A 23,702-nucleotide genomic window follows, 5' to 3' on the forward strand; every position below is an offset into this window, starting at 1 on the left:
GGGATCAGCTTTCGTCGGCGGTTTTGGCGCCAGGGCCGTTCTTCTTGATGGAGTCGATCGCATTCTGCGCGCCCGACTTGCTCGAATAGCCCTCGGTCCAGAAGATCTTCTCGCTATTGTATTCGAAATACGCCCGATATTCCCCGCCGGAGGTTTTGCGGATGACGAACTTGTGAGCCATTCGACTCTCCTAACCTGTGTTAGAGGAGAAGCGGGAATGGCGCGTCTGCGTTGCAGATTCAATACGCGCAATCCCGCCGTCGAGCCGTGACCCTCGAACGGGCCCGACAGCTGGACGCCACCGATCCGCTCCGCTTCGCGCGTGAGAGGTTCGCTCTGCCCGAGGGCATGATCTATCTGGACGGCAATTCGCTCGGCGCGCTTCCGAAGGCGACACCCCACCACCTTGCCGATGTCGTCGAGCGACAATGGGGTCAGGACCTCATCAACAGCTGGAACCGACACGGCTGGATCGAATGGCCGATGCGGATCGCAGCGAAGCTTGCGCCCATCGTTGGAGCCCGGCCGAGCGAGCTGCTCATCGCGGATTCAACCACCGTCAATCTATTCAAGCTGTTGGCAGCGGCGATGAAAGCGCGACCGGATCGCCGGGTCATTCTCACCGAGGAAGGGAACTTCCCGACCGACGCGTACGCGGCCGAGGCGGTGGCAAGCTTAATGCCGGGCATCCGGGTGGACACCCGGCCTAAGAACGAGCTGCTGGACGTCCTCGACGCAGAAGTCGGCGTCCTGTTCCTGACCCACGTCAATTATCGCACCGGCGCTCGTCACGACATGGTGGAGCTCAACCGGGCAGCCCACGACGCCGGGGCCCTCACTCTGTGGGACCTCTCTCACACTGCCGGGGCGTTGGCCGTCGACCTCAACGCGTCCGAGGCCGACCTCGCTGTCGGCTGTGGCTATAAATATCTGAACGGCGGTCCCGGCGCCCCGGCCTTCCTCTTTGTGGCGGATCACCTTCAACCAGTGCTCGAGTCGCCGATCCCCGGGTGGATGGGCGATCGCAACCCGTTCGCATTCGCCCATTTGCACACGCCCGCAGACGGCATCCGCCGGTTTCTGACAGGAACGCCGTCAATCCTCGCGCTGGCCGCTCTGGACGCCGGGCTGGATACCTTCGATGGCGTTCGCATCGCAGACGTCGAACGCAAGGCGGAGAGCCTGACGGACTTCTTCCTGGAGAGTGTTCAGGCGCTTTGCGGATCGCAGCTGATGCTTCCCGCGCCGTGTCCGTTCAGCGATCGGGGAAGTCACGTCTCTGTCGGGCACCCTGAAGGATATGCAGTGATGCAGGCGCTGATCGCGGAGGGAATCATCGGGATTTCCGCCCGCCGGACCTGATGCGCTTTGGCTTCGCGCCCCTGTACAACAGCCATCTCGACGCTTGGTCGGCAGCCACGGCGCTGTCACAGATTCTGGCTACCCGAGCCTGGGACAAGGGCCACTTCCGGCAGCGGCAAACCGTTACCTGATTGTCTTTGCTCCGCTTTGTTTCGAAACGGGACAACCAATCGTTAAAAAAACGTTACTCCGAGAGGAGCAATGTGGGTTAATAAAGCGTATACGCACGACTCGAAGGGCGAGTCGCAACAAGGGCGTGCATCCCCTTTCTAGGAGGTGTCGAAGATGCGTAAGCTGGCATTGGACTTATGGGCGCGGCAGCGCTGGCGTTCGGTTCGAACGCGAATGCGTCGGTCGTGACGATTACTCCGGGCACTGGTACGGGCGCACCGACCGGTATCTCCGGGTTCAATGATTTCTTGACCCAACTCAACGGGCTGGGCCTGACGTCCATCACGACGACGGGCGCGACGATCACGCTCGATGAGAATTCGATCCTGACGTTCGAATTCCTGGGTAGCGAGAGCGGCTTCAGCGACAACATCACCGCTGGGTCTGTCAATTTCACCGAGAACAGCTGGTTCACGGCGTGGACCTCGGTTCTGCTGGGTTCTGACCTGTTCACCGCCGGTTCGCTTGCCGGTCTGATCAATTTCTCGTCGGTTGGCGGCGCGAACGCGACGGTTGGTGACGACGGCTTCGGCATCTTCCTGACCGACCAGCAACTCGCGGGTTACACGGGCAACGTGTTCTACATCGGCTATGACGATCAGATCACGAACGTCGACGACAACCACGATGACATGATCATTCGCGTCACCGTGTCGCCGGCGGTTCCGGAACCGGCCACCTGGGCGATGATGCTCCTGGGCTTCGGTGCAGCGGGCTTCGTGCTCCGCCGCCGCCGTCGTCCGGTGCTTGCACAGGCAGCTTAGGCTTCCTGCCTACACAAGGAGAAGGGCGGCTCTCGGGCCGCCCTTTTTCTTTGGCCTCAGCACATCAGCTGCTGGCGAGCGCAGGCTTGGCTTCTTTCGCTTTGGCGGCATGCGCCGAATCCTCCGCCAACGCAGCACGCGAGCGGTGGATCATGTCGACCCAGTTCGCGAACGCGTGAGCGAGCACCGAAACCAGGTCCTTCAACGGACCATCCTTGAGGCAGCCATCAGCGTCAAAGCTGTCGTCGGTGACATGGCCGAGATACGCCTCAGGCTGTTGCATGATCGGCATGTTCAGGAACACCGCCGCTTGCCGGATCTGATGGTTGGCGCCGAATCCGCCGAGCGAGCCCGGTGAAACCGTGACGATCGCGCCCGGCTTCTTGTCGAAGACGCTCTGTCCATAGGGACGGGAGCCGACATCGATGGCGTTCTTCAGCGCGCCCGGAATTCCGCGGTTATACTCGGGCGAAACGAACAGCACGCCATCGGCCGCGCCGACCTCCTGCCGGAAGCGGGCCCATTGCTCCGGCGGGTTGCCGTCGAGATCCTGATTGTAGAGCGGCAGATCGCCGATTTCGACCATCGAGCAGTCGAGATTGTCGTTGCGGATGGCGCAGATCGACCGCGCGACCTTCCGGTTGAGGCTGTCCTTGCGCAGGCTGCCGACGATGATCGCGATCTTGTAGGCCATTCGGTCGCTCCTTGTTCCGCTACTGCCAATACTCTCTCGGAAGAAAGGTTGCGATGGCCGTTCAGCGCGCTTTTTGCGCCCGCTCGACGAGATAGGCGTGAAGCGCGGCAATCTCCGCATCGTCGAAGTGACGAAAGGCTTTCTGCGATACGCCGGTCATCATTTTCAGCTGGCGGCCGTCCGGCGGCAGTCCGGTTCGCATCAGCCTCGTGAAAGTCGGCAGGTCGTAGCTGCCGGTGACGCTGAGGTCCGGCGCGACCGTTCCCGGCTCAGGCTCCTTGCCGGACAAGGTCGGGCCGTGGCAGCCGCTGCAGACGGTCACCGCAATGTGGCGCCCCTCAGCGAACTTCGGCCCGAAGTCTGCCGCCTGCGCAGCCGCGTATTCTTCGATGACCTCCGGCGCGAACTTCACTGCTCCATTGACGACACCGATCCGGCCGAGAGGTCCGACCGTTCTCGCGGGCGTCGCGGATCCGCCGGCCGGTGTGGCGCGGATCGCCTTGATGAGCGCCGAAACCTCTGCGTCCGTCAGATTCTGATAGCTCTCCGAGGGCATGACCAGCAGCGGCTCCCCTTGTGGCCGATGCCCTGACGGATGGCCTGGGCAAGTTGCTGGTCACTCGCGCGCTTTGCCACCCAGGTCAGATTGGGAGCGTAGAGAGTGACGACGTTCGGGATTTCGAGGAATTTGCGGCCCTGGACGTTATCGCCGTGGCACTCGACGCAGGCGTGGGTCAGAAGGAGATGCTGCCCCTGTTCCAGACTGGCCTGCTCCATCGGAATGAGCTGCTCGGGCTTCGCCTCAGCCTTCGCATTCAGCGTCCTGGATGAGGCAAACCAGATGTAGGCCGCCGCAAGCAGGACCAGCAGCAGCAGAACGCCAAGGACGTACCCCGTCCAACGCAACACTTTCGCCATGTTCGAAACCCCCGTTTCCAAGGGCCGCATAGCGAAATTCAGCGACGGCGGGAATCGTGGCGGATGTTGGCCGGCCGCCCGCGCCGTGAGGTCGTTCGCACGCGGTCGCGGCGCTGCTGACTTGGTCGCGGACTGCCGTAGCTGCCCTCCGGAAGCTCAAAGCGGAGGGAACCGCTGACGGGGTTAGCGTCGGCGAGGCGGAGCGTCAGGCGCTGGCCGACGCGATAGGTCTCGCCGGTTTCCTCGCCGACGAGCTGGCGGGCCGCTTCGTCGTAACGGAAATATTCCTGGCCGAGAGTCTGGGCGAGGACGAGGCCGTCGCCGCCGAGATCCTCGACCGTGGCGAAGAAGCCGAACGGCTGGACGCCGGTGATGCGACACTGGACGAGCTGACCGACCTGGTCGGCGAGAAAGGCCGCGACATAGCGGTCGATCGTCTCGCGCTCCGCTTCCATCGCGCGGCGTTCAAGCATCGAGATCTTCTCGCCGATCTCGACGAAGCGCTCTTCTTCGCCCGACGGGAGACCGCCATCGCCAAGCCTGTAGGCGCTGACCAGAGCGCGGTGGACGAGCAAATCGGCATAGCGCCGGATCGGTGAGGTGAAGTGGGCGTAGGTCGCCAGCGCCAGGCCGAAGTGGCCGAGCCGCTCCGGTCCGTAGCGCGCCTGCATCTGGGTGCGGAGCAATTGCTCCATGAGTTCCTCGCGGCCGCTGGAATCGCCGACGCGCTCGATGATGCGGTTGAAAGTGCCCGGCTTGACCACCTGGCCGAGCGCGAACTCCAGATCGAACGTTGCAAGATAGTCCTTCAGCGCGACCAGCTTCTCGCGGCTCGGCGCCTCGTGGACGCGGTACATGACCGGCGCCTTCTTCGCCTCCAGCGCTTTGGCCACAGCGACGTTGGCGGCGATCATGAAATCCTCGACCAGCCGGTGCGCATCGAGCCGGTCGCGCGGTGCGATCGATGTGATCCGGCCCTTCTCGTCGAGCATCACCCGGCGTTCGGGATGTCGAGCTCCAGCGGTTCGCGCTTGTTGCGGGCGGCGAGCAAGGCACGCCATGCGCCCCACAATGGCTGGAGCGCGGTGCGCACCAGTTCGGCGGGACGGCGCCTTCGACTTCCGGCATGAAGCAGGTTGGAGAGGAAACATCGCCCCTTTCCTCTCCTGCAGCGTCGATCGCAGCCTGTGCATCCTCGTAGGCAATATTTGCAGCGACGCAAACCTTCGCGCGCGTAAAACGCCAGCTTCTGAGAGAGCCGTCCTTGGCGATCTTCATGTGGCAGGCCATCGCCGCCCGGACCTGCCCTTCTTTCAGCGAGCAGATGTCGGCGGACAATTCCTCCGGAAGCATCGGCACGACGCGGTCGGGGAAGTAGACGCTGTTGCCGCGTGCCCTCGCCTCTCGGTCAAGCTCGGAGCCGGGGCGGACGTAGAAGCTGACATCGGCAATCGCGACGATCGCCTTCCAGCCGCCCTTGTTGTTTTCGTCATCGTCAGGTGCGGCCCAGATAGCGTCGTCATGGTCGCGGGCGTCCGCGGGATCGATGGCAACGATCGGCAGGTGAGTCAGGTCTTCGCGCTCTCCGAGCTTCTGCCTGGCGACGTCGTGCGCCTCATCGATCGCCTCCTGCCGGAATTCGTGACGAAGGCCGTGCTTGTGGATGGCGATCAGGCTGAAGCTGCGCGGCGCGAACGGGTCGCCGAGTACGGCATCGACGCGGGCCTGTACGCGCGGCGGCCGGCCGGAGAGTTCGCACAGGACGAGATCGCCGGGCTCGGCATCCTTCAGGTCGGCAATTGCCAGCTCGCGGCGTTCCTTCTTCTCGACCGGAGTCAGCCAGAAGCGCTCGCCCTCCTCGCGCACCACGCCGAGTACCAGCTCGGCCGTGCGCATGAGCTTCTTCATCGGATGCGCGGCGTATCCTTGCCCGCGCTCCTCGGTCCGGGCGAGGATGCGGTCGCCGATACCAAGCGCACCGCGCCGGCCGCGCTCCAGCACTCGAACGCGCGGCGGCGGGCCGTCGGCGTGCCATTGTTCGGGCACGGCGAAGATGTTGCCGCTGTCGTCCGCCTCGACGACCCGCAACACGGTGACCTTCGGCACGCCGCCCATCTTGTGGAAGGCACGACCGGGGCGCTGTCGATCATCCCCTCGTCGGCCATGTCCTTGAGCAGCGCCTTGAGCAGGATCTTGTCCTGACCCGACAGGCCGAACGCGCGCGCAATCTCGCGCTTGCCCGCCGGTTGGTCGGACGTCGCGATGAAGTCGAGGATTTGCTTGCGGGTCGGAAGCCCGGCCGAACGTTTCTTTGTCATCTCAGGTCGTCATTGCGAGGAGCATGACGACGAAGCAATCCACTAGCGCCTAGGTTCCGCTGGATTGCTTCGCGCTGCTCGCAATGACGGAAGCGTCAACGAAGCTGGCTATCCTTGCTGCCGCGCCGATTGATGGTCGAGTGGACGACCGCCTTGTCGCGTTCCGACTGGCAGGCGATGCAGGTGCGGACGCCGGGAAGCGCTTCGCGGCGCCGCTTCGGGATGGGCTCGCCGCAATCGTCGCATTCCTCCGCGCTTTCGCCCTGGGCGTGAGGGCACGGGCGCGAAGGATCGCGTCCTTCACGGTGTCGTCGATCTGGTCCTGTACCGCGCCATCGCGCGTCCATCCGCCGGCCATCAGCCTTCCTTTCCTCCTTCAATATAGGAAGAAAGCGCCTCTATTTCACCGGTTCCGGCGGGGGAGCGACGTAAGGCTTGAACGCGCCGCCGGGGACTGCGGAGGCGACGGGGCTTTCGAAGCCGTCTTTGCTGACGGAAGACACTCCGAAGACCCAATCGTCGACCCGGACATGCGGCAGGACAACTCGCCAACCGCATGCACCCGCTTTTTCCCCGCGGTGACCGGATAGAGACAATTCATGCTTTTGCTTGGCTGCCCACTGGGTGAGACCGGTGCGTCCCAAGCGGGTACCGTTTCCCATTGGCTGGAATCAGTTCGGCGGAGCCGGATCACGTATCCCTCCGCTCCCGACACAGGAGCCCACGTAACGAGAGTATCCGTGCTAACTCCACCCTCGACTTTCGCCTCCGGCGGCGGAGGTGCACTGGCGATCGAAGCGAGCGCCGCGACATTCAGCTTCGTGACCTTCTCAAGATACGGAAAATCCATGTGGTCGATGGTGTCGCCGTAGGCCTTGCCGTTCTCGGTCCTGAGGTCCTGGTGCTGCCAGTCGTAATTCTCGACCGCGACGCTGATACGCGCCGCCGGATAGCCCATCTCAAGGAACGGAATATGGTCGCCGCCGCGGCTGAAGCGGTCGGTGCGCCAGATCTGCGTGACGTCGAGGCCGATGTTCAGCCGGTCGGCGAGGCTGTCGAGATAGCGCGAGATGTTGCGCGATGGCGCGTCATTCTCTCCGCCGAGACTGTGCGTCTGCGCCGCCAGTTCGGCCTGCCCCTGTGAACGCGGGCCTTCCGACAGCACGCGGACATGCTTGTCGTCGCAGAAGCCATCCGACGAGCAGCTGTTGCCGATGATGTCGTTGTTGAAGACGGTGACGACGTTCCAGCCCTGCGCCTTGGCATATTGCGCGAGGATCTTGCCGCCGAGCAGGCCCTGCTCTTCGCCTGAGAGCGCCGCATAGACGATGGTGCCCGGGAACTTGCGCTTGGACAGCACCCGCGCCGCCTCGATCACGGCCGCCGTGCCCGATCCGTCGTCGTTGGCGCCAGGAGCGTCGGACGTGAAGTTCATCACGTCGGTGACTCGGCTGTCGATGTGGCCCTGGATGATGACGACGTCGTTCGGCCGCTCGGTGCCGCGCTGGATGGCGATCATGTCGCACACTCGCGTCGGGGTCGGCACGCGCTTGCCGGTGACCGTGTCGCAGGGCCGCTCGGTGGGAAGGCCGAAACTCTTGAACTGCCCTCTGTCCAGGTCAGCGCCGCGCCGATGCCGCGCTCCGGATCGGCTTGCGAGGAAAGCGTGTGCCGCGTGCCGAAGCTCACCAGCTTCGTCACCGTTTGCTTCATCTGAGCGCCGCTGACCGGCGCGATGATCTCCTTCAGCCTCGCATCGGGTGAAGGCGACGCGGCGGCAACCAGCAGAAGGCAGGAAAACAGTCCAACTTTACGCACAACGCGTCTCCTCTCTCCGTCGCTGCAACTGGCATTTGCGGGGCCGCCGGTCTAGGGGAGCGGCAACCCCGGAACAGCATTCTCAAGGACCTATCCATGTTGCGCGAGATCGACCATTTCATCGCCGGCGAAAGCTACTCCTCCGGAGAACGCAGCGGCGACGTTTTCGACCCCAACCAGGGGCAGGTGCAGGCGAAGGTCCGGCTCGGCACCGCCGCCGATCTGGAGCGCGCTATCGACGCCGCCAAGGCTGCCCAGCCGGCCTGGGCCGCGACCAACCCGCAGCGCCGCGCCCGCGTCATGTTCAAGTTCAAGGAACTGGTCGAAGCGCACATGGACGAGCTCGCCCATGCGCTTTCGTCCGAGCATGGCAAGGTCATCGCCGACGCCAAGGGCGACGTCCAACGCGGCCTCGAGGTCATCGAGTTCGCGACTGGCATCCCACAGGCGCTGAAGGGCGAATATTCGATGGGCGCCGGCCCGGGTATCGACGTCTATTCGATGCGCCAGCCGCTTGGCATCGGCGCCGGCATCACGCCGTTCAACTTCCCCGCGATGATCCCGATGTGGATGTTCGGCATGGCGATCGCCTGCGGCAACGCCTTCATCCTCAAGCCGTCCGAGCGCGATCCGACCGTTCCCATTCGCCTGGCCGAGCTGATGAAGGAAGCGGGCCTGCCCGACGGCATCCTCAACGTCGTTCACGGCGACAAGGAAATGGTCGACGCGATCCTCGACCATCCGGACATCAAGGCGGTCAGCTTCGTCGGATCGTCCGACATCGCGCAGTACATCTATTCCCGCGGCACGGCGAACAACAAGCGCGTGCAGGCTTTCGGCGGCGCCAAGAACCACGGCATCGTCATGCCCGACGCCGACCTCGACCAAGTTGTCAACGACCTCACCGGCGCGGCCTTCGGCTCCGCGGGCGAGCGCTGCATGGCGCTTCCGGTCGTCGTTCCGGTCGGCGAGGAAACCGCCAATGCGCTGCGCGAGAAGCTGATTCCGGCAATCGAGAAGCTGCGCGTCGGTGTCTCCACCGATCCCGAGGCGCACTACGGCCCAGTCGTCACCCAGGCGCACAAGGAGAAGGTCGAGCGCTACATCCAGATGGCGATCGACGAGGGCTCGGAGCTGGTCGTCGACGGCCGCGGTTTCAAGCTGCAGGGGCATGAGGAAGGCTTCTTCATCGGCCCGACCTTCTTCGACCACGTGAAGCCCAACATGCAGACTTACAAGGAAGAGATCTTCGGTCCCGTCCTGCAGATGGTCCGCGCGAAGGATTTCGAAGAGGCGGTCCGCCTTCCGTCCGAGCACGAATATGGCAACGGCGTCGCCATCTTCACCCGCAACGGCCACGCCGCCCGCGAATTCACCGCCCGCGTCAACGTCGGAATGGTCGGCGTCAACGTGCCGATTCCGGTGCCGGTCAGCTACCATAGCTTCGGCGGCTGGAAGCGTTCGGGCTTCGGCGACACCAACCAGTACGGCATGGAAGGCATGAAGTTCTGGACGAAGAACAAGATCGTCACCCAGCGCTGGCCGGACGGGTCGGCGAGCGGCGAGAATGCCTTCGTCATCCCGACCTTCGCCTGAGCATCGTCCAACACTGGTACGGCTGAAACCGGAATCGTCTCGGCGGCGTTGAGGCGCCATGATCCGGTTCATCCTGCCGATCGTGGCAATCTCTTCGATTCTGAGCATGGTCGCGTGCAGCGGCCGTGATCCGGTCGACGACGGCGCCAATAACGCCGCTGCGGGACCGGCAGAGGTCGACGTGCTTCCGCCCGACGAAAGCGCAACCACGCCGACCAATGAACTCGAAAGCGGCGATGACGAGCCCTCGAATGCCAGTGCGGCGGTGGGAGGGAAGATCCCCGCTGCACTTCACGGCCGTTGGGGGCTAACGCCCACCGATTGCACGTCGACACGCGGCGATGCGAAGGGCCTCCTGATCGTGTCGGCGGACCAGCTGAAATTCTACGAGTCCACCGGGAAGCCCTCCGGCGAATTGAAGACCTCAGACGATTCGGCCAGCGGCGACTTCGCCTTCACCGGCGAGGGCATGACCTGGAAGCGCTACGAGGCGCTGGAAGTCCAGGCCGGGAAGCTCGTCCGTACCGAAAGCAGCCCGATGCGCAGCTTCACTTACGCGCGCTGCGAGGGCTGAGCCTCAGCGCACCAGCTTTCCGGGGTTCATGATGCCGAGCGGGTCTAGCGCCTGCTTGATCGCTTGCATGGCGTGAAGCTTTGCCGGCGGGGCCAGGCGCTCCAGCTCTTCGAGCTTCAGCTGGCCGATGCCGTGTTCCGCCGAGATGGAGCCGCCGGCGCGCGTGACCAGGTCGTAGACGAAGTGGGAGATGTCAGACTCCTGCCGCGCATGGCGTCGCCGCGAACGTGGAAATGCACGTTGCCGTCGCCGAGGTGCCCGAACGCGCTTGCGTGCGTGCCGGCGAACTTCGCTTCGACGGCGGCGGCGGCATCGGCCATGAAGCGCGGCATGTCGGGGACGGGTACGGAAACGTCATGCGCGAGCGAGCCCCCGGTGGCTCTCTCCGCCTCGGCGATGGAATCGCGAATCCGCCAGAACGCTTCCGCCTGGGCGTCGTTCGCGGACAGCGTCGCGTCCTCGATGAGGTGGTGATCCAGCGCTTCGGCGAGCAGCGATTGAAGCAATGCCGCGGGGTCCTCGCCGGCGCGATCCGACGTCGCTTCGATCAGGACGTGCCACGGGTGCGCGCCGGCGAGCGGGTTGCGGGTGCCGGGACGTGGCCGAGCACGAGGTCGAGGCAATCCTGAGGGACGATCTCGAAGCCTTCGATGCGGTCCGTCCGCGCCTGCATGAACTGGAGCAGCTCCAGCGCGCGCTGCGGATCGGACAAGCCGGCCCAGGCGACGGCGCGAGCCACGACGGCTGGAACCAGCCGCAGAGAGGCGGCGGTGACGACGCCGAGCGTGCCCTCCGCGCCGGTCAGCAGCTGGTCGAGATTGTACCCGCGATTGTCCTTCTTGAGGGCCGCAAGACCATCGTAGATCGATCCGTCCGGAAGGACCGCTTCAAGGCCAAGGACGAGCGAACGCATCGTGCCGAACTTCAGTACCTGCGTGCCGCCGGCGTTCGTGGAGACGAGGCCGCCAATAGTGCAGCTTCCGCGCGCGCCGAGGGTAAGCGGAAAGCGCTGGCCGGTTTCGGCGGCTCGCTCGTGCAGGTCGGCGAGGATCACCCCGGCTTCCGCCACGGCGACCCCGCACCAATTGAGCGCAGCTTGTTCATGCGTCGAAGAGAGAGGATCAGCGCCGAGCCATCTGGTGGCGGAGTGGCTCCGCCAACCATGCCGGTATTCCCGCCCTGCGCGACCAACGCGACACGGTGGGCTGCAGCCATGCGGACGATATCGGCAACCTCCTCGGTCGAGGCTGGCGACAGGATCCCGGGCGTTTGCCCATGAAAGCGACCGCGCCAGTCGGTCAGCCAAGGCTCAATGTCCGAAGGCTCGGTTATCGCAGCCCTGTCACCGAAGCGGTTGCGGACGTTCTCGACGAGATTTTGAGCGTCGCTCATGATGCCCTGTTGGCATCTCGCCGCCATCGGGGCAAATCGCAGATATGACCCAGCGCCCGAAAGTCACCATTGTCGTCGCCCGTGCCACCAATGGCGTGATCGGCCGCGACGGCGGCCTGCCGTGGCGCATCTCCGCCGACCTCAAGCGCTTCAAGGCGCTGACGATGGGCACAGCGATGATCATGGGACGCCGGACGTTCGACAGCCTGCCCGGACGGCTTCCGGGACGGCGGCACATCGTCCTGACCCGCGATCTCGACTGGTCGGCTTCCGGAGCGGAGGTCGTGCACTCGGTCGAAGAGGCCTTGGCGGTGGCGGGTGCCGAGCCAGTCTCGATCATCGGCGGCGCAGAAATCTTCGCGCTGTTCCTGCCTCACGCCGACCGACTGGAGCTGACTGAAGTTCCCGGCGACGTGCAGGGCGACACCTTCATGGTCGACCCGCGATCAGGCGGCTCGTGGGTGGAGACCGCTCGCGAGGAGCATCCCGCGGAGGGCGAGACGCCCGCCTACCGCTTTGTTACGCTCGACCGCGCCTAGTTCTGCGGGCGTGGCTTCCGCGCATATTCGCGATAGCGCTTGAACTGCTCGGCCAAGACGGCGTCCACTGCCGCTGCCAGCTTTTCAGCTCCGCCATTTGCGAATCCAGAGACTTTGTAATCCATCATTACCTTGGTCCCGCCCGCGATTCGGTCGAACTTCATGTCGAGCACGCCGGTGGTCGCTTCATGGAGCAGCGGACCAAGTGAGCCGGTAAGAATCAGGCGCTTGCCGGGGTCCACGTATGTGACCCGCATATGCTCGATGCCGCCGCCGGTTGGGAACCGTTCGCAAAAGCAGCCGCCGGGCTGCAGCGACAGGCTCAGGCTCTCGGCCTTGCCGCCGTAGGTATGCTCGGGATTCCACCAGCTCGAGACCTGCCCGAACGTCGAAAAGGCAGCATCCTGCGGGATGACGATCTGGACGGATTGACGGACGTGAAAGCCGTTCGGGCCTGAGCTGACGACCTCGGCCTGAGCCGATTGGCCGTGAACGGCAGTGGCCAGAAAAATGGCAGCGGCAACGCGCATAATTTCCCCCGTCATTGCGAGGAGCCGAAAGGCTCCGTGGCAATCCATCTGGATTGCTTCGCTACGCTCGCAATGACGAAGGCGTTTGTCTAGCTGTCGAGAATAGCGTCGATCTCTGCCGCGACGGCGTCCGGCGTACCCATTCCGTCCACCCGGCGAACCAGCCCACGCTGCTCGTAGTAGGGCAGGATCGGCGCGGTCTTCGCTCGATATTCGGCGAGGCGGGTGCGGACCGTCTCTTCGTTGTCGTCGGGACGCCGCTTGAAGTCGTGTGAGCCGCAAACGTCGCAGGTGTTCTCGACCTTCGGCCGCTTGAACGTGTCGTGGTACCCTGCACCGCACTGCGCGCATGTGAAGCGGCCGGTGATCCGCTCGACCAGCGCATCCTCGTTGACGCAGAGCTCGACCACATAGTCCAGCTTGCGATGCCGTTCGGCGAGCAACAGGTCGAGCGCTTCGGCTTGCGCAAGGGTACGCGGATAGCCGTCGAAGATGGCTCCCGCCTCACCCATGTCGTCGAGGCGTTCGCCGATCAGGGCGCTGACGATCGCGTCGCTGACGAGCTCGCCAGCTTCCATCACCGCCTTGGCTTTCAGTCCAACCGGCGAGCCGCTGGCGACCGCCGCCCGCAACATGTCGCCGGTGGATAGTTGGATCATGCCGCGCTCGGCCTGGAGGCGTTGAGCCTGCGTCCCTTGCCGGCGCCCGGAGGCCCAAGAAGAATGATGTTCAACATCGCGGCGCTCCCCTCTTCGCCGTGGATCAGCGCTTGCGGTTGGTCTTCAGCTTGGCCTTCTTGATGAGGTCGCCATACTGGTGGGCGATCAAGTGGCTCTGGATCTGCGCGACCGTGTCCATCGTCACGTTGACAACGATGAGCAGGCTGGTGCCGCCGAGATAGAAAGGCACGCCGGCCTGGCTGAACAGGATCTCCGGAATGAGGCAGATCAGCACGAGATAGGCAGCGCCGATCACCGTCACGCGGCTAATCAGATAGTCGAAGTAGTTCTCGGTCGCCTTGCCCGGACGAATGCCGGGGATGAAGCCGCCGTGGCGCTTCAGATTTTCGGCGGTCTCCTCGCTGTTGAACTGCACGGCAGCGTAGAAGAAGCAGAAGAAGGCGATGCCCGCGCCGTACAGCAGCAGGTACAGCGGCGAGCCATGCTGCAGGTACGTGCTGACCGTGATCAGCCAGTCGCCCGATTCGGGATTGCTCCTGGCGCCCGCCATCTGGAGAATGGTGAGCGGCATTAGCAGCAACGACGAGGCAAAGATCGGCGGGATGACGCCGGCGATGTTGATCTTGATCGGCAGATGGCTGCGTTCAGCCTGCATCATTCCGCGCGCCGTTTGACGCTTGGGATACTGGATCGGAACGCGCCGCTGGGCCCGCTCCACAAAGCAGATGAACAGAACGAGGCCGACGCAGAGCGCGACGATGCCGAACACCATGATCGGATCCATGGTGCCCGTGCGACCGCCTTCGAACAGCTGCGCGATATGCACCGGTAGCGATGCGACGATGCCGGCCATGATGATGAGCGAGACGCCGTTACCGATGCCGCGGCTGGTGATCTGCTCACCGATCCACATCAGGAACAGCGTACCGCCCACAAGGCTGATCGTCGCAGAAACGCGGAACATCAGGCCTGGTTCGACGACCGCCTGAATTCCTTGTGCGGCGCCAAGACTCTCCAGCCCGACGGCAATCCAGTAGCCCTGCACCGAGGTGAGGAGCACCGTCAGGTAGCGGGTGTACTGGTTCATCTTCTTGCGGCCGGTCTCGCCTTCCTTCTTCAGCTGCTGCCACGGCCCGTAGAGGGTCGCGCCGAGCTGAACGACGATGGACGCGGTGATGTACGGCATCACGCCAAGCGCGATGATGCTCATGCGCGACAGCGAGCCGCCGGAGAATGTGTTGAAGAAATCGAGGACGCCGCCCTGCTGTGTGTTGAACAGGCTGGCCATTGCGGCCGGGTCGATGCCAGGCATCGGCACGTAGGACAGGAAGCGGAACAGTATCAAAGCGCCCAAAGTGAACCAGAGCCGCTTCTTGAGCTCGGTCGCCTTGGCGAAGTTCGCCAGGCTGATGTTGGACGCCATTTGTTCGGCTACGGATGCCATTCAATCTGTTCCCGGACTGCGCAGCGGCGGTGCTGCCATTGCTCCCCGCTGCCGGATATAGGGCGTCCGAGCGGCTAGTCTAAGCCCCTCGGACGTTTTTCCCTTAAGCCTCGGCTTTCGCGCGCTTCTTTGCCGTGCCCTTCTTGGCAGCAGCAAGCTCGGCCGGGTTCTTGCGCTCGATCAGCTCGATCGAACCGCCAGCCTTCTCGATCAACTCGCGAGCGCCCTTCGACACACCGGCAACCTTGAGCGCCAGCTTCGCCTTGAGTTCACCCTTGCCGAGAACGCGAACGCCGTCCTTGCCGCCGCGAGCAAGGCCAGCAGCCTTCAGCGAGTCATGGTCGAGCGTGCCCTTGGCATCGAGCTTGCCGGCATCGATCGCCTTCTGGATCGCGCCGATGTTCACTTCGGCATAGTCCTTGGCGAAGATGTTGTTGAAGCCGCGCTTCGGGATCCGCATGTGGAGCGGCATCTGACCGCCTTCGAAGCCGAAGATCGACACGCCCGAACGGCTGGTCTGACCCTTCTGGCCGCGGCCCGAAGTCTTGCCCTTGCCCGAACCGATACCACGGCCGACGCGGATGCGACCCTTGCGGGCGCCAAGATTGTCGCGGAGTTCGTTGAGTTTCATTTTCTCTGCACTCGCTTTCGCTTTTGTCGCGCATGACCCGCCGAAGCGGAGCCAAATCGTTGTTAGGCGGCTTCGACGCTCACAAGGTGCTGCACCTTGCGGACCTGGCCGAGAACCTCGGGGTCTCTTCCACTTCCACGGTGCGGTGCATCTTGTTGAGGCCGAGGCCGACGAGGGTCGCCCGCTGCGTCTTGTCGCGCCGGATCGGCGAACCGGTCTGGGTGATCTTGATCTTCGCCATCACTATTACTCCGTGATCGCTTCGGCCTGGGCCTCGGCTTCGGCAGCGCTTGCGCCGCCACGGCCGAGCAGGTCGGCAACCTTCTTGCCGCGACGCTGGGCAACCGAGCGCGGGCTCGTCTGCTCCTTGAGCGCCTCGAAGGTCGCGCGGATCATGTTGTAGGGGTTGGACGTGCCGACCGACTTGGTGACAACGTCGGCAACGCCGAGGCTTTCGAAAATGGCGCGCATCGGACCGCCGGCGATGATGCCGGTTCCCGCCGGAGCGGTACGGACCGTCACGCGGCCGGCGCCGAAGTGGCCAAGGCCGTCATGGTGCAGCGTGCGGCCATCGCGCAGCGGAACGCGAATCATCGCCTTCTTCGCAGCGGCAGTCGCCTTGCTGATCGCCTCGGGAACTTCGCGAGCCTTGCCATGACCGAAGCCGGCGCGGCCCTTGCCGTCGCCAACGACGACGAGCGCTGCGAAACCGAAGCGCTTACCGCCCTTCACGGTCTTGGAGACGCGGTTGATGTGGACGAGCTTTTCGATCAGTTCCTCACCACCGTCGTCGTCGCCGCCACGGCCGCCACGGCGGTCGTCACGACGGCCACGGCCGCCACCACGATCGTTGCCACGGCCACCGCCGCGTCCGCCGCGCGGACCACGCGGGCCACGGCCCTGCGGACGATCGCCCTCGGGACGCCCGGCGTCGCCTGCTACTTCCGCTGCCGGAGCAGCTTCAGCCGGCGCTTCGGTCGCTTCGACCTGCGGGGTTTCGTTTTCGTCAGCCATTAGAACTCCAATCCGCCTTCACGGGCGGCATCGGCCAGGGCCTTCACCCGGCCATGGAATAGGAAGCCGCCACGGTCGAACACGACCGTCGACACGCCAGCCTTCTTCGCGCGCTCGGCAAGGGTCTTGCCGACTGCAGCAGCCGCATCGCGGGTCGCGCCGGTCTTGCCCTTGACGTCCTTGTCGAGGGTCGAAGCAGACGCAATCGTCGTGCCGGCAGTGTCGTCGATGACCTGCGCGTAGATGTGGCGGCCCGAACGGTGGACCGAAAGACGCGGCTTGCCCGCGGAACGCGCGCGAAGCGACGTGCGGACACGGCGCCGGCGGCGATCGAAGAGAGAGAGTTTCGCCATGGCTTACTTCTTCTTGCCTTCTTTGCGGAAGATGAACTCACCGTCGTACTTGATGCCCTTGCCCTTGTACGGCTCCGGCTTGCGCCAACGGCGAATTTCGGCCGCGACCTGACCGACCTTCTGCTTGTCGATGCCGCTGATTTCCACGGTGTTCTGGTCCGGCGTCTTCACATCGACACCTTCCGGAACCGCGAAGTTCACGTCGTGGCTGTAGCCGAGCTGAAGCTTCAGGTTCTTGCCCTGGGCCTGCGCGCGGTAGCCGACGCCGCTGATCAGCAGCTTCTTCGAGAAGCCTTCGGTCACGCCGGTGACGAGGTTCTGCACGTTGGTCCGCTGCATACCCCACGCAGCGCGGTTACGCTGAGCCTGGGTGAGCGGAGTCACGCGGATCTCGTCCTCGGCGATCTCGTACTTAACGAGGTCGTCGAGCAGCTGCATCGCGAGGGTGCCCTTCGGGCCCTTCACGGTCAGCGTGCCGCTTTCCACGGTGGCAGTGACGCCAGCCGGGATCGCGATCGGTTTCTTGCCAATGCGGGACATCTTAGAACACCTCCGCCAGCACTTCGCCGCCGACGTTCTGGTCGCGCGCTTCAGCATCCGACAGCACGCCGCGCGGAGTCGACACGATAATCGTGCCGAGGCCGTTGCGGATGCGCGGAAGCTCGCGGGCGGCCGAGTAAACACGGCGTCCGGGCTTGGACACGCGGGCCAGATGCTGGATCGCCGGCTGGCCCTCGAAATACTTCAGCTCGATACGCAGGCCCTTGGCCGGGCCGACGGCTTCCTCGGAATAGCCACGGATGTAGCCTTCACGCTGGAGCACATCGAGCACCCGGGCACGAAGCTTCGACGCCGGAGTCACAATGGAATCCTTGCGTGCCTGCTGGCCGTTACGAATGCGGGTGAGCATATCACCCAAAGGATCGGTCATCGCCATGCGTTGGCCCTTACCAGCTCGACTTCGTGACGCCCGGGATCAGGCCCTTGTTGGCCAGTTCCCGAAGCATGATCCGCGACAGGCGGAACTTGCGATAATAGGCGCGCGAACGCCCGGTCAGCTCGCAGCGGTTGCGAATGCGCGTCGGGTTACCGTTGCGCGGAAGCTCCGCCATCTTGAGCCGTGCGATCAGACGCTCGGTCTCATCCAGCGACTTGTCAGCCGCCTTTTCCTTGAGACGAGCGTACTTCGCCTTGTTCTTCTCAACGAGCTTCTTCCGACGCTCGTTCTTGTTGATCGAACTCAGTTTCGCCATGACTTAAGTTCTTCTCCTTAAGAGAAGCAGGTCCTGCCCTTAGGCAGCCTGCTTCTGCTCCTCGTCACGCGGGAACGGGAAGTTGAACAGGCGCAGCAGCTCGCGCGCCTCTTCGTCCGTCTTCGCGGTGGTGGTTACGATGATGTCCATTCCCCGGACCTTGTCGATCTGGTCGTAGTTGATCTCGGGGAAAATGATCTGCTCCTTGAGGCCCATCGCATAATTGCCACGGCCGTCGAACGACTTGGGGTTGAGGCCCCGGAAGTCGCGGACGCGCGGAAGCGCGATGGTGACCAGGCGGTCCAGAAACTCGAACATGCGGTCGCGGCGCAAGGTGACCTTGCAACCGATCGGCATGCCTTCACGCAGCTTGAACTGCGCGATCGACTTCTTGGCCTTGGCAATGACCGGCTTTTGGCCGGCAATCGCCTGCATCTCGGCGGCAGCCGCCTCGACCTTCTTCTTGTCCTGCGTGGCCTCGCCGACGCCCATGTTGATGACGATCTTGTCGAGCTTCGGAACCTCGAGACGGTTCTTGTAGCCAAACTTCTCGATCATCGCCTTGACGATGCGGTCCTCGTAATCGGACTTCAGACGCGACGTGTAGGACTTGTCCTTCGACGCCTTCGCCGACTTTTCAGCCTTCGGCGCCTTCTCGGCGGCCGGGGCCGTCTCGACGGCTTCGTCCTGTGCGACGTTGTTTTCGTCAGCCATTGATAAGCTCCCCGGACTTGGCAGCGACACGAACCTTCTTGCCGTTGCGGTCCTCAAAACGAACTCTGGTGGCCTTGCCGCTCTTCGGGTCGGCAATCGCGACCTTCGACACGTGCAGCGGCGCTTCCTTGCGCTCGATCCCGCCCTGCGGGTTGACCTGGGACGGCTTGCGGTGACGAGCGGCGACATTCACGCCGGACACGACGACCTTGCTGTCCTTCGGCATCGAGCGGATGACCTCGCCGGTCTTGCCCTTGTCCTTGCCGGACAGGACAACGACCGTGTCACCCTTGCGGATCTTTGCAGCAGCCATGGTTACAGCACCTCCGGCGCAAGGCTGATGATCTTCATGTGCTTCTTCGCGCGAAGCTCACGGACGACCGGGCCGAAGATACGGGTGCCGATCGGCTCCTCGTTCTTGTTGACCAGCACGGCGGCATTCGTGTCGAAGCGGATCACCGAACCGTCGGGACGGCGGATGTCCTTGGCAGTGCGAACGATCACCGCACGGTGGACGTCGCCCTTCTTCACGCGGCCGCGCGGCGCCGCTTCCTTGACGGAAACGACGATGATGTCGCCGACGCCGGCAACGCGACGCTTCGATCCGCCCAGCACCTTGATGCACTGAACGCGCTTCGCGCCGCTGTTGTCCGCAACCTCAAGGTTGGACTGCATCTGGATCATTGTTCGACCCTACCTTCTCTCAAAATCCGCTCAGGCGTCCGCGTCGGCGTCGGCTTTCGCCTTCTTCGCCTTTGCGGCCGGCTTTTCGGCTTTCGCCTTGGCCGGGGCCTTTTCTTCTTCGACCGGGTTCGAAGCACCCTCGACGATCTCGACGGCGGCGGCCTTGGCGGCGCCGATCCGGTCCAGGACGGTCCAGGTCTTCAGCTTCGAAATCGGGGCGCACTCTTCGATGCGCACCTGCTCACCCGACTTGTAGGCATTTGCCTCGTCGTGAGCGTGGTACTTCTTCGAGAGCTTGATGATCTTGCCGTACAGCGGGTGCTTCACCCGCCGCTCGACACGAACCACCACGGTCTTGTCACCCTTGTCGGACACTACGGTGCCGGTCAGGACGCGCTTAGGCATTCGTCAGTCTCCTCAGGCCTGGGCCGCGTCAGCGGTGCGGGCGCGTTGGCTCTGCAGCGTCTTGATGCGAGCGATGGTGCGGCGCACCTCCTTCACCCGCGACGGCTTCTCGAGCTGATTGGTCGCCGCCTGGAAGCGCAGGTTGAACTGCTCGCGCTTCAGGTCCGACAGCTGCGTCTGCAATTGGTCGTCGGTCGCGACCTTCAGGTCGTCCTTCTTGTTGCCCTTCTTGGCGGCCATCTTACTTTTCCTCTCCGGCCAGGGTCTCGCCGAGGCGGGCCACGACCTTCGTCTTGATCGGCAGCTTCTCCGCCGCACGCTCGAAAGCGGTCTTGGCGAGGTAGCCAGGGACGCCGTCGAGCTCGAACAGGATCCGGCCCGGCTTGACGCGGGCGACCCAGAACTCGGGCGCGCCCTTACCGGAGCCCATGCGGACTTCGGCCGGCTTCGAGCTAACCGGAACGTCCGGGAAAATGCGGATCCAGAGACGGCCGCTACGCTTGATGTGACGCGTGATCGCGCGGCGGGCCGCTTCGATCTGGCGTGCGGTAATCCGCTCCGGCTCCATCGCCTTCAGGCCGAAGGCGCCGAAGTTGAGCTCAGTTCCACCCTTGGCATTGCCGTGGATGCGGCCCTTGAAGGCCTTGCGGAACTTGGTGCGCTTGGGTTGCAGCATGACTTACTCTTTCCTTCGCGCTTACCGGTTGCCGCGCTCTTCGCGGGCCGGCCGGACGCCGGAGGTCTGAGCCTCCATCATCAGCCGGTCCTGAGCCGTCGGATCGTGGCCGAGAATCTCGCCCTTGAAGATCCACACCTTCACGCCGCATACGCCGTAGGCGGTGTGGGCTTCGGCCTCCGCGTAATCGACGTTGCCGCGCAGCGTGTGCAGCGGAACGCGACCTTCACGGTACCATTCGGTGCGCGCGATCTCGGCGCCGCCGAGGCGGCCCGAGCAGGTGATACGAATGCCTTCGGCACCGAGACGCAGAGCGGACTGCACCGCGCGCTTCATGGCGCGGCGGAAGGCGATACGGCGCTCGAGCTGGTCGGCGACGCCCTGGGCAACGAGCTTGGCGTCGATTTCCGGCTTGCGGATCTCGACGATGTTCAGGCTCACTTCCGAGCTGGTCATCGCGCCGAGCTTCTTGCGAAGCTTCTCGATGTCCGCGCCCTTCTTGCCGATGATCACGCCCGGGCGAGCAGCGTAGATGCTGACGCGGCAGATCTTGGCCGGACGCTCGATCACCACCTTCGAAATCGCGGCCTGCGGCAGCGTCGAAAGGATGTGCTTCCGGATCTTCAGGTCTTCCAGCAGCAGACGACCGTAATCCTGGCCTTCCGCGAACCAGCGGCTGTCCCAGGTCCGGTTGATCTGCAGGCGGAGCCCGACGGGAGAGGTTTTCTGACCCATAAGTTACGCTTCTTCCTGCTCGCGAACGACGACGCGGATGCGGCTGAACGGCTTGACGATCCGGCTGGAGCGGCCGCGCGCACGGGTCGCGAAGCGCTTCATCGAGATCGACTTGCCCACGCTCGCTTCCGACACGACGAGCGCGTCGACGTCGAGATTGTGGTTGTTCTCGGCATTGGCGACTGCCGACGCGAGCACCTTGCGCACGTCGTCAGCCATCGCCTTGGGCGAGAACTGCAGAATGTTGAGGGCTTCCTCGACCTTGCGGCCGCGGATGAGACCCGCGACGAGGTTCAGCTTGCGAGCCGAACCACGGATCATGGTGCCGACGGCCAGCGCTTCCTTGTCGCCGACCTTGCGGGGGGCTGCCTGCTTGGACATTAGCGCTTGCCCTTCTTGTCCGAGGCGTGGCCGGGGAAGAAGCGGGTCGGCGCGAACTCGCCGAGCTTCATGCCCACCATGTCCTCATTGACCGACACCGGCACGAACTTGCGGCCGTTGTAGACATTGAAGGTGAGGCCGACGAACTGCGGCAGGATCGTCGAACGGCGCGACCAGGTCTTGATCGGCGCGCGGCCGCCCTTTTCCTGCGCAGCTTCCGCCTTCTTCAGCAGCGAAAGCTCGACGAACGGGCCTTTCCAGATGGAACGGGCCATTGCTTAACCCTTCTTCTTCGCGTGACGGCTACGGATGATGAACTTGTCCGTCGCCTTGTTGTGACGGGTGCGCGCACCCTTGGTCGGCTTGCCCCACGGGTGACCGGATGGCGGCCGCCCGAGGTCCGGCCTTCACCACCGCCGTGCGGGTGGTCGACCGGGTTCTTGGCGACGCCGCGGGTCAGCGGACGCTTGCCCATCCAGCGGGTACGGCCTGCCTTGGCAAAGGTCTGGTTGCCGTTGTCCGGGTTGGACACCGCACCGACCGTCGCCATGCAGTCCGAGCGGATGTAGCGCTGCTCGCCTGAATTGAGCCTGACGATGACCATGCCCTTGTCGCGGCCGACGACCTGCACATAGGTGCCTGCGGCACGAGCGATCTGGCCGCCCTTGCCGGGCTTCAGCTCGACGTTGTGGACAATGGTGCCAACCGGCATCTGACCGATCTCCATCGCATTGCCCGGCTTCACGTCGACCTTCTTGCCGGCGATGACCTTGTCGCCCGGCGCGAGACGCTGCGGAGCGATGATGTAGGCCTGCTCGCCGCCCTCGTAGGTTACGAGCGCGATGAACGCCGAACGGTTCGGGTCGTACTCGAGACGCTCGACGGTCGCAGCGACGTCCCAGGTCCGGCGCTTGAAGTCAATGTAGCGGTACTTCTGCTTGTGACCGCCGGCGATTCCGCGCGAGGTCACGTGACCCTTGTTGTTGCGTCCGCCCGTCTTGCGCTTGCCTTCGGTCAGAGCCTTGACCGGCTTGCCCTTCCACAGCGCCGACTTGTCGACGAGGATGAGGCCGCGGCGCGCTGGCGACGTCGGCTTGTATTGCTTGAGTGCCATTAGCCCTGGACCCCTGAGGTAATGTCGATCGTCTCGCCTTCAGCGAGGGTCACGATGGCCTTCTTCGCGTCCGAACGCTGATAGGCCTGGCCTTTCCAGCGCTTGGACTTGCCCTTGGCGACCAGCGTGTTGACGCCCGTCACCTTGACGTTGAACAGCGCTTCGACCGCAGCCTTGATCTCCGGCTTCGACGCGTCCTTGGCGACCTTGAAGACGACTGCGTTCTGCTCGGAGAGCATGGTCGACTTCTCGGTGATGTGCGGAGCGACGATCACGTCATAGTGACGCGTATCGACAGCACCTTGCTGCTGCTTCTTAGCCATTGAAACGTGCCTCCAGGCGCTCGACCGCTGCCTTGGTCAGGACCAGGGTCTCGCAGCGCATGATGTCGTAGACGTTGGCGCCGACTGCCGGGAGCAGGTCGACATTGCCGAGGTTCGACGAAGCGCGGGCGAAACCGACGTTCAGCGCGTCACCGTCGATGACCAGTGCCGACTTGCCGAGGTTCAGGCCGCCCAGCTTCGCCTTCAGCTCCTTGGTCTTGCCGTCCTTGAGGTCGAGGTTGTCGACCACGATCAGCTGACCGCCGAGAGCCTTTGACGAAAGCGCCATCTTCAAGCCGAGCGCGCGAACCTTCTTGTTCAGCGAGGCGCTGAACACGCGGGCACGCGGACCGTGGGCCTTGCCGCCGCCGATGAAGATCGGGGCGCGGCGATCGCCGTGACGAGCCGTACCGCCGCCCTTCTGGCGACCGAACTTCTTGCCGGTGCGGGCAACGTCGCTGCGCTCACGCGCGGCGCGAGCCGGAGCGCGGCGATTGACGAGCTGCCACGTGACGACGCGATGCAGGATGTCGGCGCGCGGCTCGACACCGAAGATCTCGTCATTGAGCTCGAGGTCGCCCCGCTCTTCGCGTCGAGGGTCTGTACCTTGACCTTCATC

At 64.1% G+C, this 23,702-nt stretch carries 28 protein-coding genes and 8 pseudogenes; 5 read left to right on the plus strand and 31 right to left on the minus strand.

Annotated elements, in window-relative coordinates; all coding sequences use genetic code 11:
• Positions 1-4: 4 nt before the first annotated feature.
• The gene (locus tag H9L15_RS02345) at positions 5-181 is read right to left on the minus strand and encodes a YegP family protein (protein ID WP_187715023.1); all 177 of its coding nucleotides are present in this window, start codon (positions 179-181) and stop codon (positions 5-7) included.
• Between the two features lie 302 nt (positions 182-483).
• Between H9L15_RS02345 and H9L15_RS02350 the strand changes: the two are divergent.
• Both H9L15_RS02350 and H9L15_RS02355 read left to right on the plus strand, forming a co-directional pair.
• Positions 484-1,493, plus strand: a pseudogene (locus H9L15_RS02350) (aminotransferase class V-fold PLP-dependent enzyme).
• Positions 1,494-1,670: 177 nt separating this feature from the next.
• Positions 1,671-2,297: a PEPxxWA-CTERM sorting domain-containing protein gene (locus H9L15_RS02355; protein ID WP_187715024.1), complete on the plus strand. Its 627-nt coding sequence runs from the start codon at positions 1,671-1,673 to the stop codon at positions 2,295-2,297.
• A 64-nt stretch (positions 2,298-2,361) separates the two neighbouring features.
• On the opposite strand, the gene H9L15_RS02360 is transcribed toward H9L15_RS02355, so the two are convergent.
• From H9L15_RS02360 to H9L15_RS16785, 7 genes and pseudogenes are all read right to left on the minus strand, one after another.
• Positions 2,362-2,991 (minus strand): NADPH-dependent FMN reductase, encoded by a 630-nt coding sequence (locus H9L15_RS02360; protein ID WP_187715025.1) that lies wholly within the window; start codon positions 2,989-2,991, stop codon positions 2,362-2,364.
• Positions 2,992-3,052: 61 nt separating this feature from the next.
• Positions 3,053-3,547: a c-type cytochrome gene (locus H9L15_RS02365; protein ID WP_187715026.1), complete on the minus strand. Its 495-nt coding sequence runs from the start codon at positions 3,545-3,547 to the stop codon at positions 3,053-3,055.
• Positions 3,520-3,909: a c-type cytochrome gene (locus tag H9L15_RS02370; protein ID WP_187715027.1), complete on the minus strand. Its 390-nt coding sequence runs from the start codon at positions 3,907-3,909 to the stop codon at positions 3,520-3,522. Before H9L15_RS02370 ends, H9L15_RS02365 begins: the two co-directional genes overlap by 28 nt.
• Positions 3,910-3,947: 38 nt before the next feature.
• Positions 3,948-6,227: pseudogene (gene rnr, locus H9L15_RS02375) on the minus strand (ribonuclease R).
• Between the two features lie 95 nt (positions 6,228-6,322).
• Positions 6,323-6,585: pseudogene (locus H9L15_RS02380) on the minus strand (DksA/TraR family C4-type zinc finger protein).
• A gap of 45 nt (positions 6,586-6,630) precedes the next feature.
• Positions 6,631-7,773, minus strand: a complete 1,143-nt coding sequence (locus H9L15_RS02385; RefSeq protein ID WP_223276444.1) for a M28 family peptidase — start codon at positions 7,771-7,773, stop codon at positions 6,631-6,633.
• Positions 7,743-8,045: a hypothetical protein gene (locus tag H9L15_RS16785; RefSeq protein ID WP_223276445.1), complete on the minus strand. Its 303-nt coding sequence runs from the start codon at positions 8,043-8,045 to the stop codon at positions 7,743-7,745. Before H9L15_RS16785 ends, H9L15_RS02385 begins: the two co-directional genes overlap by 31 nt.
• A 99-nt stretch (positions 8,046-8,144) precedes the next feature.
• Between H9L15_RS16785 and H9L15_RS02390 the strand changes: the two genes are divergently transcribed.
• Positions 8,145-9,641, plus strand: coding sequence for a CoA-acylating methylmalonate-semialdehyde dehydrogenase (locus H9L15_RS02390; protein ID WP_187715756.1), 1,497 nt, complete (start codon positions 8,145-8,147; stop codon positions 9,639-9,641).
• Positions 9,642-9,699: 58 nt separating this feature from the next.
• Positions 9,700-10,215: a hypothetical protein gene (locus tag H9L15_RS16790; protein WP_223276446.1), complete on the plus strand. Its 516-nt coding sequence runs from the start codon at positions 9,700-9,702 to the stop codon at positions 10,213-10,215.
• A gap of 3 nt (positions 10,216-10,218) precedes the next feature.
• Here the strand turns inward: H9L15_RS16790 and H9L15_RS02400 are convergent.
• Positions 10,219-11,607: pseudogene (locus H9L15_RS02400) on the minus strand (FAD-binding oxidoreductase).
• Positions 11,608-11,651: 44 nt separating this feature from the next.
• Here H9L15_RS02400 and H9L15_RS02405 point away from each other — a divergent pair.
• Positions 11,652-12,146 (plus strand): dihydrofolate reductase, encoded by a 495-nt coding sequence (locus H9L15_RS02405; protein ID WP_187715028.1) that lies wholly within the window; start codon positions 11,652-11,654, stop codon positions 12,144-12,146.
• On the opposite strand, the gene H9L15_RS02410 is transcribed toward H9L15_RS02405, so the two are convergent.
• From H9L15_RS02410 to rplD, 22 genes and pseudogenes are all read right to left on the minus strand, one after another.
• Complete coding sequence (locus H9L15_RS02410) at positions 12,143-12,691, minus strand: SRPBCC family protein (RefSeq protein WP_187715029.1); 549 nt, start codon at positions 12,689-12,691, stop codon at positions 12,143-12,145. The two genes, H9L15_RS02405 and H9L15_RS02410, sit on opposite strands and share 4 nt — an antisense overlap.
• A gap of 74 nt (positions 12,692-12,765) precedes the next feature.
• Positions 12,766-13,409, minus strand: a pseudogene (locus tag H9L15_RS02415) (adenylate kinase).
• A 29-nt stretch (positions 13,410-13,438) separates the two neighbouring features.
• On the minus strand, positions 13,439-14,800 hold the full coding sequence (gene secY, locus H9L15_RS02420) for a preprotein translocase subunit SecY (protein ID WP_187715030.1): 1,362 nt from the start codon (positions 14,798-14,800) through the stop codon (positions 13,439-13,441).
• A gap of 103 nt (positions 14,801-14,903) precedes the next feature.
• Complete coding sequence (rplO, locus tag H9L15_RS02425) at positions 14,904-15,431, minus strand: 50S ribosomal protein L15 (protein ID WP_187715031.1); 528 nt, start codon at positions 15,429-15,431, stop codon at positions 14,904-14,906.
• Positions 15,432-15,493: 62 nt separating this feature from the next.
• Positions 15,494-15,672, minus strand: a pseudogene (gene rpmD / locus H9L15_RS02430) (50S ribosomal protein L30).
• A 5-nt stretch (positions 15,673-15,677) separates the two neighbouring features.
• Positions 15,678-16,445: a 30S ribosomal protein S5 gene (gene rpsE / locus H9L15_RS02435; RefSeq protein WP_187715032.1), complete on the minus strand. Its 768-nt coding sequence runs from the start codon at positions 16,443-16,445 to the stop codon at positions 15,678-15,680.
• The gene (gene rplR / locus H9L15_RS02440; protein WP_187715033.1) at positions 16,445-16,798 is read right to left on the minus strand and encodes a 50S ribosomal protein L18; all 354 of its coding nucleotides are present in this window, start codon (positions 16,796-16,798) and stop codon (positions 16,445-16,447) included. Before rplR ends, rpsE begins: the two co-directional genes overlap by 1 nt.
• Positions 16,799-16,801: 3 nt before the next feature.
• Positions 16,802-17,338, minus strand: coding sequence for a 50S ribosomal protein L6 (gene rplF, locus H9L15_RS02445; RefSeq protein WP_187715034.1), 537 nt, complete (start codon positions 17,336-17,338; stop codon positions 16,802-16,804).
• A gap of 1 nt (position 17,339) precedes the next feature.
• The gene (gene rpsH / locus H9L15_RS02450; protein ID WP_187715035.1) at positions 17,340-17,735 is read right to left on the minus strand and encodes a 30S ribosomal protein S8; all 396 of its coding nucleotides are present in this window, start codon (positions 17,733-17,735) and stop codon (positions 17,340-17,342) included.
• 10 nt (positions 17,736-17,745) lie between these two features.
• Positions 17,746-18,051: a 30S ribosomal protein S14 gene (gene rpsN / locus H9L15_RS02455; RefSeq protein WP_187715036.1), complete on the minus strand. Its 306-nt coding sequence runs from the start codon at positions 18,049-18,051 to the stop codon at positions 17,746-17,748.
• Between the two features lie 39 nt (positions 18,052-18,090).
• Positions 18,091-18,609 (minus strand): 50S ribosomal protein L5, encoded by a 519-nt coding sequence (gene rplE / locus H9L15_RS02460; RefSeq protein WP_262984950.1) that lies wholly within the window; start codon positions 18,607-18,609, stop codon positions 18,091-18,093.
• A gap of 148 nt (positions 18,610-18,757) precedes the next feature.
• Positions 18,758-19,078 carry a 50S ribosomal protein L24 gene (rplX, locus tag H9L15_RS02465; RefSeq protein ID WP_187715038.1) on the minus strand — a complete coding sequence of 107 codons (321 nt, stop codon included), beginning with the start codon at positions 19,076-19,078 and terminating at the stop codon, positions 18,758-18,760.
• A 2-nt stretch (positions 19,079-19,080) separates the two neighbouring features.
• Positions 19,081-19,449, minus strand: a complete 369-nt coding sequence (rplN, locus tag H9L15_RS02470; RefSeq protein WP_119531594.1) for a 50S ribosomal protein L14 — start codon at positions 19,447-19,449, stop codon at positions 19,081-19,083.
• A gap of 156 nt (positions 19,450-19,605) precedes the next feature.
• Positions 19,606-19,854 (minus strand): annotated as a pseudogene (rpsQ, locus tag H9L15_RS16795) (30S ribosomal protein S17); the annotation flags it as partial.
• 12 nt (positions 19,855-19,866) lie between these two features.
• A complete protein-coding gene (gene rpmC / locus H9L15_RS02480) occupies positions 19,867-20,094 on the minus strand; it encodes a 50S ribosomal protein L29 (protein ID WP_187715040.1) in 228 nt (75 codons plus the stop codon).
• A gap of 1 nt (position 20,095) precedes the next feature.
• Entirely contained in the window at positions 20,096-20,530 is a 435-nt protein-coding gene (rplP, locus tag H9L15_RS02485; RefSeq protein WP_187715041.1) for a 50S ribosomal protein L16, read from the minus strand.
• Positions 20,531-20,551: 21 nt separating this feature from the next.
• The gene (rpsC, locus tag H9L15_RS02490; RefSeq protein ID WP_187715042.1) at positions 20,552-21,265 is read right to left on the minus strand and encodes a 30S ribosomal protein S3; all 714 of its coding nucleotides are present in this window, start codon (positions 21,263-21,265) and stop codon (positions 20,552-20,554) included.
• A gap of 3 nt (positions 21,266-21,268) precedes the next feature.
• Positions 21,269-21,646, minus strand: a complete 378-nt coding sequence (gene rplV, locus H9L15_RS02495) for a 50S ribosomal protein L22 (RefSeq protein WP_187707965.1) — start codon at positions 21,644-21,646, stop codon at positions 21,269-21,271.
• Positions 21,646-21,921 carry a 30S ribosomal protein S19 gene (gene rpsS / locus H9L15_RS02500; RefSeq protein WP_187707966.1) on the minus strand — a complete coding sequence of 92 codons (276 nt, stop codon included), beginning with the start codon at positions 21,919-21,921 and terminating at the stop codon, positions 21,646-21,648. The genes rplV and rpsS overlap by 1 nt, the downstream gene beginning before the upstream one ends.
• Complete coding sequence (rplB, locus tag H9L15_RS02505) at positions 21,873-22,760, minus strand: 50S ribosomal protein L2 (protein ID WP_223276447.1); 888 nt, start codon at positions 22,758-22,760, stop codon at positions 21,873-21,875. The genes rpsS and rplB overlap by 49 nt, the downstream gene beginning before the upstream one ends.
• The gene (locus H9L15_RS02510) at positions 22,760-23,083 is read right to left on the minus strand and encodes a 50S ribosomal protein L23 (RefSeq protein WP_187715043.1); all 324 of its coding nucleotides are present in this window, start codon (positions 23,081-23,083) and stop codon (positions 22,760-22,762) included. The genes rplB and H9L15_RS02510 overlap by 1 nt, the downstream gene beginning before the upstream one ends.
• A pseudogene (rplD, locus tag H9L15_RS02515) lies at positions 23,076-23,701 on the minus strand (50S ribosomal protein L4). The gene H9L15_RS02510 and the pseudogene rplD overlap by 8 nt, the downstream one beginning before the upstream one ends.
• Between the last annotated feature and the right edge of the window lies 1 nt (position 23,702).

Source organism: Sphingomonas daechungensis, assembly GCF_014489495.1.
GTDB lineage: Bacteria > Pseudomonadota > Alphaproteobacteria > Sphingomonadales > Sphingomonadaceae > Sphingomicrobium > Sphingomicrobium daechungense.

Coding starts and splice junctions, on each gene's coding strand:
- rplX (WP_187715038.1), bottom strand. CDS start 19,078: ATGGCTGCTGCAAAGATCCGCAAGGGTGACACGGTCGTTGTCCTGTCC.
- rplR (WP_187715033.1), bottom strand. CDS start 16,798: ATGGCGAAACTCTCTCTCTTCGATCGCCGCCGGCGCCGTGTCCGCACG.
- H9L15_RS16790 (WP_223276446.1), top strand. CDS start 9,700: ATGATCCGGTTCATCCTGCCGATCGTGGCAATCTCTTCGATTCTGAGC.
- rplO (WP_187715031.1), bottom strand. CDS start 15,431: ATGAAACTCAACGAACTCCGCGACAATCTTGGCGCCCGCAAGGGTCGC.
- rplN (WP_119531594.1), bottom strand. CDS start 19,449: ATGATCCAGATGCAGTCCAACCTTGAGGTTGCGGACAACAGCGGCGCG.
- H9L15_RS02370 (WP_187715027.1), bottom strand. CDS start 3,909: ATGGCGAAAGTGTTGCGTTGGACGGGGTACGTCCTTGGCGTTCTGCTG.
- H9L15_RS02355 (WP_187715024.1), top strand. CDS start 1,671: ATGGGCGCGGCAGCGCTGGCGTTCGGTTCGAACGCGAATGCGTCGGTC.
- rpsC (WP_187715042.1), bottom strand. CDS start 21,265: ATGGGTCAGAAAACCTCTCCCGTCGGGCTCCGCCTGCAGATCAACCGG.
- rplV (WP_187707965.1), bottom strand. CDS start 21,646: ATGTCCAAGCAGGCAGCCCCCCGCAAGGTCGGCGACAAGGAAGCGCTG.
- H9L15_RS02360 (WP_187715025.1), bottom strand. CDS start 2,991: ATGGCCTACAAGATCGCGATCATCGTCGGCAGCCTGCGCAAGGACAGC.
- rplB (WP_223276447.1), bottom strand. CDS start 22,760: ATGGCACTCAAGCAATACAAGCCGACGTCGCCAGCGCGCCGCGGCCTC.
- rplF (WP_187715034.1), bottom strand. CDS start 17,338: ATGTCCCGCATTGGCAAGAAACCGATCGCGATCCCGGCTGGCGTCACT.
- secY (WP_187715030.1), bottom strand. CDS start 14,800: ATGGCATCCGTAGCCGAACAAATGGCGTCCAACATCAGCCTGGCGAAC.
- rpmC (WP_187715040.1), bottom strand. CDS start 20,094: ATGGCCGCCAAGAAGGGCAACAAGAAGGACGACCTGAAGGTCGCGACC.
- H9L15_RS02510 (WP_187715043.1), bottom strand. CDS start 23,083: ATGGCTAAGAAGCAGCAGCAAGGTGCTGTCGATACGCGTCACTATGAC.
- rplP (WP_187715041.1), bottom strand. CDS start 20,530: ATGCTGCAACCCAAGCGCACCAAGTTCCGCAAGGCCTTCAAGGGCCGC.
- H9L15_RS02410 (WP_187715029.1), bottom strand. CDS start 12,691: ATGACGGGGGAAATTATGCGCGTTGCCGCTGCCATTTTTCTGGCCACT.
- H9L15_RS02405 (WP_187715028.1), top strand. CDS start 11,652: ATGACCCAGCGCCCGAAAGTCACCATTGTCGTCGCCCGTGCCACCAAT.
- rpsE (WP_187715032.1), bottom strand. CDS start 16,445: ATGGCTGACGAAAACGAAACCCCGCAGGTCGAAGCGACCGAAGCGCCG.
- rpsH (WP_187715035.1), bottom strand. CDS start 17,735: ATGGCGATGACCGATCCTTTGGGTGATATGCTCACCCGCATTCGTAAC.
- rpsN (WP_187715036.1), bottom strand. CDS start 18,051: ATGGCGAAACTGAGTTCGATCAACAAGAACGAGCGTCGGAAGAAGCTC.
- rplE (WP_262984950.1), bottom strand. CDS start 18,609: ATGATCGAGAAGTTTGGCTACAAGAACCGTCTCGAGGTTCCGAAGCTC.
- H9L15_RS02365 (WP_187715026.1), bottom strand. CDS start 3,547: ATGCCCTCGGAGAGCTATCAGAATCTGACGGACGCAGAGGTTTCGGCG.
- H9L15_RS02345 (WP_187715023.1), bottom strand. CDS start 181: ATGGCTCACAAGTTCGTCATCCGCAAAACCTCCGGCGGGGAATATCGG.
- rpsS (WP_187707966.1), bottom strand. CDS start 21,921: ATGGCCCGTTCCATCTGGAAAGGCCCGTTCGTCGAGCTTTCGCTGCTG.